Raw genomic sequence first — 9790 nt, forward strand, 5'->3', positions numbered from 1 at the left:
GATCGTCGGCGCCGGCGGAGTGGGCCTCAGTGCCGTGATGATCGCCAAGGCGCTGGGCGCGCGGGTCGTCGCCGTCGACCGCAGTGAACGCGCGCGGCAGACGGCCGTGCGACTCGGCGCCGACCACGTCGTGCCGGCCGGCGACGATGTGCCCGCGCGCATCCGGTCGTTGACCGACGGCGGAAGTCACGTGTCGATGGATGCCGTCGGGTCGGAGCAGACCTGCGCCGATGCCGTGCTGTCGCTGCGCCGGCGCGGACGCCACGTGCAGGTGGGACTGCTGCCGAGCCCCACGGGTCTGTCGCCGGTGCCGATGGCGCGCGCGATCGCGTGGGAACTCGACGTGCTCGGCAGCCACGGCATGGCCGCCGTCGACTATCCGGCGATGCTGTCGCTCATCGAGCGCGGCGATCTGCGTCCGCAGGACCTCGTCGAAGCGGTCGTCTCGCTCGATGACGCCGCCGCCCTCCTGCCCGTGCTCGACCGGTCGTCGCCGGCCGGCATGACGCTGATCGACCCGAGTCGATGACCCGCTCCGACATGCCGCTGCTCGAGCCCGGCGCGCCCGCACTGCCCGGACGGGCACGGATCGCCCAGCGTTGGAGCCGTGCCGTGTTCCTGCACTGGCGGGTGGATCTCGACCGAATCCGGCCGCTGCTGCCGGCCGGTGTCGAACCCGATGTGTTCGACGGGTCGGCCTGGATCGCCCTCGTCCCCTTCGTGCTGTCCGACTTCCGGTTCCTGCCCTTCGGGCCGGTGCCGCGCCTGGGCACTTTCTGCGAGATCAACGTCCGCACCTATGGCGTGGATGCCGCCGGAAGGCGCGGCGTCGTCTTCCAGACGCTGGAGGCCGAGCACCTCCTCCCCGTGCTCACCGCGCGAGCCCTCTTCGGACTCCCCTACCGGTGGTCGCAGATCGGCATGCGCGATGAGCCCGGCGCGCGGGTGCGGGAGTTCCGCTCACGGCGTCGATCCTCGAGCGGACGACCCGGAGAGCCGCGCACGCGCATCCGCGTGGCGATCGGCGAGACCGCGGTCGACACGCCGTTGTCCCGGTTCCTCACCGCGCGATGGGGGTTTCACGAGCGGCATCTCGGCCGCACGATCTGGGCCGCGAACGAGCACGAGCCCTGGCCTCTCGTCGGGGCCGAGCTGCTCGCCCTCGACGACGATTTGCTCGCCGCGGCCGGATTCGCCGACCTCGCCGATCGAGCACCCGACTCCGTCCTCGCGATGCCGTTCGACCACCCGGGCCTGATCACGCGGTTCTCGGGCGCCCGCCGCGTCTGACACCGCCCCGACGCGCCGTTTCCGTGCCCACTCCGCGCCCCTACCGCGCCCGCTCGGCGCCGTTTCCGCGCCGGTACGTGGGTTCTCGCGTCAACAAAACAGGAGATCGGCGCCGTGGCCGCGGGAAACAGGGTCATCACGCCTGGTCGCCGCGAAATCTCCTGTTTTGTCGACGGCGGGGGAGCCCATCCGCAGGCCTCGTAACCGGTTGTTCATCTGCCGGTGAGCATTCCGTCCACAATGGCGGTCTAGTTTGGACGCTGCGTCCACATGGGCGCGGAAGGGACCCACGTGATTGGCACCATCGTCTTCGACCTCGACGGAACGCTCGCCCTCGGCGACGGACCGATCGTCGCCTACGCCCGCTCCCTCGCCCGGGTCGCCGGTGACGGCTTCCTCACCACGGCCGAGGCGGAACTCGCCTCCTTCGCGGCGGGAGACTCGGGATACCGCGACGGGTACCACGCCGTCGGAACCGCCGCGGAGCACGCCGGCATCGCCTCCGACGACGTCAGCGCGGCCTACGAGACCAGCCGTGACGTGCTCGGCACCCCGGCGGCGCCGGTGGCACCCCCGGCCGGAATCGCCGACCTCCTGCGCGACCTCGCCGGCGACGCCCGGCTCGTGCTGGCGACCAATGCTCCCGACGCCGGCGTGCGGGAGCTCCTCGCCGACTGGGGCATCGCCGACCTCTTCTCGGCGATGCACTTCACCGTCGGCAAGCCGGACGGACTGTCGGCCGTGATCCGCGGCGCACTCGAGGACGGCCCCGTGCTCTCGATCGGCGACATCGCCGAGTTCGACCTGGCCCCCGCGGCGGCTCTCGGTGCCGACACGGCGCTCGTGGGCGCCACCTGCGACTCCTCGCCGTTCCCCGCAACGCTGCGCGGGCGCACGATCGCCGACCTCTCCGACGATCTTCGCGCCTGGACCGCCGCGGCGGCATCCGGCTCGTCTCCCGCTCACCTGACCGCCTGACACTCCCTCACACCCACACCCGAAAGGCCTGCTCGACATGCGCACCTCCCTGCTCGCCACCAGCGTCGCCGCCGTGGCGCTTCTCGCCCTCGCCGGATGCTCCAGCACCGACGCCGACACCTCGAACGCCGCCGACACCGAGACCGCCTGGCCCGAGTCGATCACCATCTCGCTCGTCCCCTCGGTCGAGGGCGAAGACCTCGCCGAGGCGCTCGACCCGCTCACCACCTACCTGTCCGACAACCTCGGGATCGAGGTCGAGGGCGTCGTGGCCACCGACTACGCCGCGACGGTCGAGGCCCTCGGCGCCGACCAGGCGCAGGTGGTCATCACCGACGCCGGATCGCTCTACAACGCCATCGAGCGCTACGACGCGGAGCTGATCCTGCGTGACGTGCGCTTCGGCGCCACCTCGTACGCGTCGGTGGCGTACACCAACGACCCCGACACCTACTGCGACGACGAGCCCGTCATGGCGACGTACGACGCCAGCGGCATCGAGCTGTCCTACTGCAACGGCATCGAGGAGGCGGGCGCCTCCGCCATGGGCAGCGGGCCCGCGGCCATCGAGGCCTTCTCGAAGATCGAACCGGGCACCGAGGTCGCGCTGCAGGCGGCGACGTCGCCCGCGGGCTACCAGTACCCGGTCGTGACCATGCGCGAGGCGGGCATCGACACCGACGCCGACATCGAGCAGATCCCGGTCGAGGGCAACAACAACGCCGTGCTGGCGGTCGCCAACGGCGATGCCGAGGTCGGCTTCGCCTACTGGGATGCGCGCACCACGGTGACCGAGGAGGTCCCGGACATCGCCGAGAAGGTGGTCGCCTTCGCCTACACCGACATGATCCCCAACGGCGGCGTCGCGGTCGCCCCGAGCCTGCCCGCCGACCTCGTCGCAGAGCTCACCACCCTCATGGACGAGTACGCCGACTCGTCGGAGGAGGCCGCGACCGTCATGTTCGACCTCGTCGGACTCTCGGACTGGACCGCCGACACCGCGCAGGAGGAGATCGACCGCTACGGCGAGATCCTCGCGACCTTCGCCGGCTGATCCCCTCGGGCACACCTCACATGCGTGAAGACACGCACGGCGTGGAGGTCGGGGTCGCCCCGGCCTCCACGCCGTGGTCCATCCGGCTCGACGACGTCTCGGTCACCTATCCGAACGGCACGCGGGCTCTCAAGAACGTCTCGGCCGAGATCGCCGCGGGCGAGATGGTCTCGATCGTGGGCCTGTCGGGCTCCGGCAAGTCGACGCTCATCCGAACCGTCAACGGGCTCGTCGAGCCGAGCAGTGGCACGGTCGCCGTCGGGTCGACGACGGTCACCGGCCTGAGGGGCCGACGGCTGCGGGAACTCCGCGGCCACATCGGCATGATCTTCCAGGGCTTCAACCTCGCCGAGCGCACGAGCGTCTACCGCAACGTGCTCGTCGGCAGATTCGCCCACACGCCGACCTATCGCACGGTGCTCGGGGTCACATCGGCCCGCGATCGCGATCTCGCCCTCACGGCACTGGACTCGGTCGGCATGCTCGAGAAGGTATGGATGCGCGCCGGCGCGCTCTCGGGCGGTCAGAAGCAGCGGGTCGCGATCGCGCGGGCCCTCACGCAGGAGCCGGCGGTGATGCTCGCCGACGAGCCGGTGGCGAGCCTCGACCCGCCGACGGCGCACGCCGTCATGGACGACCTGCGCCGCATCAACGTCGATCGTGGGCTGACGGTGCTGGTGAACATCCACCTGATGGACCTGGCGCGGCAGTACACCACCCGCATGATCGGCCTCCGCGACGGGGAGCTCGTCTACGACGGCCCCGCGGGGGAGGCGACCGACACCGACTTCGAGCAGATCTACGGTCGTCCCATTCAGTCGCGCGACCGCATGGAGGCCTGAGATGTCGGGTGCACACCTGCGGGTGCCGCCGAAGCCGACGCAGCGGCTGCGCGTGGCGCTCATCGCGCTGGCCTTCACCGCCTTCACCGTCGCCACGTGTCTGCCTGCGATCGGCGGCGTCGAGCTGGACTTCGGCGCGATCGTGCAGAACTGGCGGAACGGCGCCGACAAGGTCGGTCAGCTGCTGCAGCCGGACTTCTCGTTCGTGCCGCGCACCATCCAGCCGGTGCTGGAGACCGTGCAGATGGCGATCGTGGGCGCGGCTGCCGCCGTGGTGGTCTCGGTGCCGCTGACACTGTGGGCGGCGCGTCCGACGAACCCGAACGGATTCACGCGGCGGCTCGTCCGCGCGGTGATCAACGTGGTCCGCGCCGTGCCCGATCTGGTCTACGCGACGATCCTCGTCGCGATGGTCGGCGTCGGCGCCCTCCCGGGCCTGCTGACGCTGTTCCTGTTCGACATCGGCATCGTCGTCAAGCTCGTCTCCGAGGCCATCGACTCCGCCGACCACCCGTACATGGAGGCGGGGCGAGCGGCCGGAGGCACGCAGAGCCAGATCAACCGGGTGACGGCACTGCCGCAGTCGTGGCCGCTGTTCGCCAACCAGTGGCTGTACGCGCTGGAGCTCAACGTGCGCATCTCGGCGATCCTCGGCATCGTCGGCGCGGGCGGCGTCGGGCGGCTCCTCGACGAACGCCGCGCCTTCTTCGCCTACGACGACGTGGCGATCATCATCCTCGAGATCCTCGTGGTCGTCATCGCCATCGAATGGTTCTCGAACTTCCTGAGGCGCAGGCTCGTATGACCCTCACCGCTTCCGCCCCGCCGCGTGCGGCGCTGCGCGTGCCGCCCCGCCCGTCGAAGCTCATCCCGACCCTCACGGCGCTGGTGGTCGGCGCGATCGTGATGCTGTCGACGACCGGCCTCGACGTGACGTGGGCGGACCTGCTCGCGATCCCGGGTGAGGTCTGGCACTACGGCACGCTCATGTTCGTCGATCCGAACTGGGAGCGGCTTCCCCGCGCTCTGGTGGAGACGTGGCGGTCGATCTCGATGGCGTGGCTCGGCGCCATCCTGTGCGTGGTGTTCTCTATTCCCCTCGGGATGCTCGCTGCGCGAGGCGTCGGACCGGTGTGGGTGCGCATCCCGCTGCGAGGCCTGTTCGCCGTCATCCGTGCCGTGCCGGAGGTCGTGATCGCGCTGATCCTCCTCACGGTCACGGGTCTCACCCCGTTCACCGGAGCGCTCGCGCTCGGCCTCGCCGGCATCGGCACCCAGGGCAAGTGGACCTACGAGACGATCGAGGCGGTGCAGGAGGGCGCATCCGAGGCGGTCCGCGCGGCAGGGGGCACCACCACCGAGGTCGCCCGCTGGGCGCTGTGGCCGGCGGCCGCGCCCGGCCTGATGTCCTTCGCGCTCTACCGGTTCGAGATCAACATCCGCACGTCGGCGGTGCTCGGCCTCATCGGCGCGGGCGGCATCGGCAACATGCTGTCGAACTACACCAACTTCCGAGAGTGGGATACGGTCGGCATGCTCCTGATCGTCGTGGTCGCGGCCACGATGCTCATGGATGCGATCTCCGGCGCGATTCGCCGCCGGATCATGGAGGGGGCGGGCGCACGTGACCTGGGTCGGATCCTCTGACGCGCCCCCGAGCGCGCGCGTCGCCGCCCTCGCCCCCTCGATGCAGCCCAGTGAGCGACGGGTCGCCGAGGCGATCGCCGCCGACATCGAGTCGGCCATCGACCGGTCGGCGCAGGAGGTCGCCGAGGCCGTCGGGGTGGGCCGTGCCACCGTCATCCGGACCGCGCAGACTCTCGGCTACGACGGCTATCCGCAGTTGCGGGTGGCCCTCGCCCGTGAGCTCGCACGCGGATCGGCGGCCCCCGCCGTGACGAGCGACGGCTCGATGCTCGGCGCGCTGCGAGCCGAGGTGGATGCCTTCAGCGCGCGCCTGCCGCAGACGGTCACCGCCCTCACCGACGACCAGCTCGAAGGCTTCGTCGGCGCCCTGGACGGCGCGACGCGAGTGCTGGTGGCCGCGAACGGCCTGTCCGCACCGCTCGGACTGGACATGGTGCTGCGCCTGACGGCCGCCGGACGCCCCGCAGAGTACCTGCCGGACACCCTCGGACAGGAGATCGCGGCCCGCCAACTCGGCGCGAGCGCCGTCTGCCTTGTCATCTCGGGGTCGGGGGTCAACCGTGCGACGCTCGCGGTCATGACCGCGGCACGCGAGAGCGGCGCCCGCGTGATCGCGATCACCTCCTTCGCGCGGTCGGCGGTCGCCGAATCCGCCGACATCGCGCTCGTGATCCCCCCGGTGCGCGGATCCTTCCGCGAAGAGCTGGAGCACGCCTCCCGAGCCTCGCTCATGCTCGTCACCGAATCGGTCGTGGGCCTTCTGGTCGCGCGCCGCGGCGACCAGGGTCGCGACGCCCGTTCGGCCACCCTCTCCGTGCTGGGGCACTCGCTCGACGAGTGAGGACTCACCTCCCCCGGCGGAGGTGCGACAATGGGGACCATGCGTCAGTCACGGGCACCTCGGGTCGCTCGTGGTCTCGTCGCCGCATCCGTCGCGACATTCGTCGCGCTGCTGTCCCACGTCGCCGGTGGCGGTGCGATGCCCGGATGGCTCGGCATCGTCGTGCCGTGGGTGCTGTGGGTGTTCGTCTGCACTCTCTTGGCCGGTCGACGCCTCTCCGTCTTCCGCCTGTCGCTGTCGGTCACGCTCAGTCAGGTGCTCTTCCACGTGCTGTTCGTGCTCGGCGCGGCCGATGCCGGGGCGGTGACGGCCGGCGGCCACCACCACGGTGCGATCACGCTGGCGCCGCTGTCCGGCGAGACGACCGCCGCGTTGTATGCCGATGCCGCCATGTGGGGCTGGCACGTGCTCGCGGCCGTCGTCACGGTCGCGGCGCTGCACCGAGGCGAGCGGGTTCTCGCCGCGCTGCGCACCCTGGCCGGCGAGCTGGTCGCGTGGTGGCGCCGGCGTCAGCCCGTCGCCGTGCTCTCCCCGGTTCCGGATGCGCCCCGCGCCCCTCTCTTCGTCGTTGCTCCGTCGGTCGACGACGCCCCCCGCCTGGCGCCCCTGCGGCGCCGCGGACCGCCCGCCCTCCGAGTGCTCTGACCACCGCCGTCGTCCGTTCCGGGCGACGGATCCTTCGCGCTCGGCCGAGGCCGAGCGGAGTACTCGCGCACGATCGTGCGCAGAAGGGCGTCGTCGATGTTCCGCATCCGCACGCGCCTCGTCACGGCGGTTGCCGCGACGAGCATCGTGCTCGGATCCACCGTCGTCGTCGCGGCCCCCGCCGCCGCGCACGACGAACTGATCTCGAGCACCCCGGCCACGGACGAGCAGCTCGCCGTGGCTCCCGAGTCGGTGACGCTCACCTTCTCGGGTGAGATCCTCCCGATGGGGGCGGCCGTCGTCGTCGCCGACGCCGATGGCCATGACTGGGCCGACGGCGAGCCCGAGCGGAGCGACAACGTCGTGACGATCGCGCTCGAGCCGGATATGCCGGAAGCGGGATACGAGGTGCGCTGGCGCGTCGTCTCCGAGGACGGCCATCCGATCAGCGGTCTCGTGCCGTTCACGATCGGTGATGCCGAGCCTCTCGAGCGGGCCGCGACCGACACGACCGCGAGTACGGGTGACAGCGTCGGCGACCCGGCGTCGTCGCAGAGTCAGAGCACACAGGAGAGCGCGGGCGCGATGCGTCTCGTGCTCATCGGCGCGGGTGGGGCGGCCGTCGCGGTCGCCGCCTTCGCGCTCATCTCCCTCACCCGCCGGCGAAAGGCCGGCACCGGCGACGAGTCGTGACCCGTCGCCATCGCACACTGAAAGGCAATCCTGTGAACACGACCATCCGCACCACCTCTCGTTTCGGCGTGCTCCTGGCAGCGGGCGCACTTCTGCTCGCCGGCTGTGCGTCCACCTCGACGCCCGCCGCCGACACCGAGGCCGCCACCCAGGCGGACTCCTTCGCGATCAGCGACGCGTGGGTGAAGTCCGCCGAGTCCGGCATGTCGGCGGCCTTCGGGGAGTTGGAGAACTCCTCCGGCGAAGACATCACCGTCGTCGCCGCCTCGACGGAGGTCTCCCCGATGATCGAGCTGCACGAGACGGTCACCGACGAGACCGGGGAGATGGTCATGCAGCCGATCGACGGCGGCTTCGTCATCCCCGCCGAGGGCACCTACGCGCTCGAGCCCGGCGGCAGCCACATCATGCTGATGGGGCTCGAGCAGCCCATCGTGGCCGGCGAGGAGGTCACCTTCACGCTGACCTTCGCCGACGACTCGACGGTGGAGTTCACGGCCCCGGTGAAGGACTACTCGGGCGCCAACGAGAACTACGTCGGCGACGACTCCGAGATGGACATGGACATGGACGAGTCCGACACGAGCGGGTCGGACGACAGCTGATGGCCGCGCCCGACAAGGGCGCGGGCCGATCCGGCTCGACCCGGCGGCAGTTCCTCCTCGGGGGAGCTGTCGCCGGCGTCGGCGCCGCTGCCGCGATCGGCGCCGACCTGGCCCTCTCCCAGAACGACTCTCCGAGCGCATCCGCCTCGGTGCCGCTGAACGGCGACACCGTGGTGCCCTTCTACGGAGCACATCAGGCCGGCGTCGACACCGACGCCCAGGCGCACGGCACCTTCGTGGGCCTGAGCCTGCACGACGACGTCGACCGCGACGGGCTCCGCCGTCTCATGCAGGTCCTCACCGATGATGCGTCGCGCCTGACGCAGGGGGAGGCGGCACTCGCCGACTCCGAACCCGAGATGGCCTCCCCGCCGGCGCGCCTCACGGTGACGTTCGGCTTCGGTCCCGGATTCGTCGCACGCGCGGGCGGGACCGGACCCGCCTGGCTCGCGCCGCTGCCCGCGTTCGGCATCGACAAGCTGCAGCCGGAGTTCAGCGAGGGCGACCTGCTCATCCAGTTCGCCGGCGACGACCCGACGACCGTCGCCCACGCCACGCGCATGCTGCTGAAGGATGCGCGCAGCTTCGCCGACGTGAAGTGGACGCAGCACGGCTTCCGTCGCGCCTACGGCTCGGTCGCCCCCGGCACGACGATGCGCAATCTGTTCGGCCAGGTCGACGGCACGGCCAATCCGCAGCCGGGCACGAGTGAGTTCGACACCGTGGTGTGGAACACCGAAGGCTGGATGGCCGGCGGCACCGGCGCGGTCGTGCGCCGCATCCAGATGGACCTCGACACGTGGGACCAGCTCGATCGGCCCGGGCGGGAGCAGTCCGTCGGCCGCTATCTGTCCAACGGTGCGCCGCTGACGGGCACCGCGGAGCACGACGAGCCCGACTTCGAAGCCACCACGGCCATCGGGTTCCCCGTGATCCCGGAGTTCTCGCACATGCGGCGGTCCCGACCCGACGACCCGACGCAGCGGATCTTCCGGCGCGCCTACAACTACGACGAGGCGCCCACCGGCGACCGGGTGTCGGACTCCGGGCTCATCTTCGTGTCGTTCCAGGCAGACGTCGACAAGCAGTTCACGCCCATCCAGCGGCGCCTCGACGAACTCGATCTGCTCAACGAGTGGACGACGCCGATCGGGTCCGCCGTCTTCGCCGTGCCGCCGGGCTGCGCCGAGGGCGG

At 71.1% G+C, this 9790-nt stretch carries 12 protein-coding genes; all 12 read left to right on the forward strand.

Features of this window, described 5'->3' with window-relative positions:
- A partial coding sequence (locus B4E30_RS13270; RefSeq protein WP_286795556.1) for a zinc-binding dehydrogenase occupies positions 1–529 on the forward strand: 529 nt, incomplete at its 5' end.
- The gene (locus B4E30_RS13275; RefSeq protein WP_286795557.1) at positions 526–1290 is read left to right on the forward strand and encodes a YqjF family protein; all 765 of its coding nucleotides are present in this window, start codon (positions 526–528) and stop codon (positions 1288–1290) included. The genes B4E30_RS13270 and B4E30_RS13275, both read left to right, overlap by 4 nt.
- 291 nt (positions 1291–1581) lie before the next feature.
- Positions 1582–2268 carry an HAD family hydrolase gene (locus tag B4E30_RS13280; protein ID WP_286795558.1) on the forward strand — a complete coding sequence of 229 codons (687 nt, stop codon included), beginning with the start codon at positions 1582–1584 and terminating at the stop codon, positions 2266–2268.
- Between the two features lie 37 nt (positions 2269–2305).
- Positions 2306–3322 (forward strand): phosphate/phosphite/phosphonate ABC transporter substrate-binding protein, encoded by a 1017-nt coding sequence (gene phnD / locus B4E30_RS13285; RefSeq protein WP_286795559.1) that lies wholly within the window; start codon positions 2306–2308, stop codon positions 3320–3322.
- A 20-nt stretch (positions 3323–3342) separates the two neighbouring features.
- Positions 3343–4164 (forward strand): phosphonate ABC transporter ATP-binding protein, encoded by an 822-nt coding sequence (phnC, locus tag B4E30_RS13290; protein WP_286795560.1) that lies wholly within the window; start codon positions 3343–3345, stop codon positions 4162–4164.
- 1 nt (position 4165) lies between these two features.
- Positions 4166–4969 (forward strand): phosphonate ABC transporter, permease protein PhnE, encoded by an 804-nt coding sequence (gene phnE, locus B4E30_RS13295; protein ID WP_286795561.1) that lies wholly within the window; start codon positions 4166–4168, stop codon positions 4967–4969.
- The gene (phnE, locus tag B4E30_RS13300) at positions 4966–5811 is read left to right on the forward strand and encodes a phosphonate ABC transporter, permease protein PhnE (RefSeq protein ID WP_286795562.1); all 846 of its coding nucleotides are present in this window, start codon (positions 4966–4968) and stop codon (positions 5809–5811) included. The genes phnE (B4E30_RS13295) and phnE (B4E30_RS13300) overlap by 4 nt, the downstream gene beginning before the upstream one ends.
- Positions 5789–6652: a MurR/RpiR family transcriptional regulator gene (locus B4E30_RS13305; RefSeq protein WP_286795563.1), complete on the forward strand. Its 864-nt coding sequence runs from the start codon at positions 5789–5791 to the stop codon at positions 6650–6652. Before phnE (B4E30_RS13300) ends, B4E30_RS13305 begins: the two co-directional genes overlap by 23 nt.
- Positions 6653–6691: 39 nt before the next feature.
- Positions 6692–7297 (forward strand): hypothetical protein, encoded by a 606-nt coding sequence (locus B4E30_RS13310; protein WP_286795564.1) that lies wholly within the window; start codon positions 6692–6694, stop codon positions 7295–7297.
- A 96-nt stretch (positions 7298–7393) separates the two neighbouring features.
- Positions 7394–7990: a copper resistance CopC family protein gene (locus B4E30_RS13315; RefSeq protein ID WP_194384046.1), complete on the forward strand. Its 597-nt coding sequence runs from the start codon at positions 7394–7396 to the stop codon at positions 7988–7990.
- Positions 7991–8022: 32 nt separating this feature from the next.
- On the forward strand, positions 8023–8595 hold the full coding sequence (locus B4E30_RS13320; protein WP_194384045.1) for a copper chaperone PCu(A)C: 573 nt from the start codon (positions 8023–8025) through the stop codon (positions 8593–8595).
- Positions 8595–9790: Dyp-type peroxidase (locus B4E30_RS13325; protein WP_286795565.1), on the forward strand; the 1196-nt coding region annotated here is incomplete at its 3' end. The genes B4E30_RS13320 and B4E30_RS13325, both read left to right, overlap by 1 nt.

It is taken from the genome of Microbacterium sp. UBA3394, from assembly GCF_002358725.1.
GTDB lineage: Bacteria > Actinomycetota > Actinomycetes > Actinomycetales > Microbacteriaceae > Microbacterium > Microbacterium luteum.

Coding starts and splice junctions, on each gene's coding strand:
- B4E30_RS13275 (WP_286795557.1), top strand. CDS start 526: ATGACCCGCTCCGACATGCCGCTGCTCGAGCCCGGCGCGCCCGCACTG.
- phnD (WP_286795559.1), top strand. CDS start 2,306: ATGCGCACCTCCCTGCTCGCCACCAGCGTCGCCGCCGTGGCGCTTCTC.
- phnC (WP_286795560.1), top strand. CDS start 3,343: ATGCGTGAAGACACGCACGGCGTGGAGGTCGGGGTCGCCCCGGCCTCC.
- phnE (WP_286795561.1), top strand. CDS start 4,166: ATGTCGGGTGCACACCTGCGGGTGCCGCCGAAGCCGACGCAGCGGCTG.
- phnE (WP_286795562.1), top strand. CDS start 4,966: ATGACCCTCACCGCTTCCGCCCCGCCGCGTGCGGCGCTGCGCGTGCCG.
- B4E30_RS13310 (WP_286795564.1), top strand. CDS start 6,692: ATGCGTCAGTCACGGGCACCTCGGGTCGCTCGTGGTCTCGTCGCCGCA.
- B4E30_RS13315 (WP_194384046.1), top strand. CDS start 7,394: ATGTTCCGCATCCGCACGCGCCTCGTCACGGCGGTTGCCGCGACGAGC.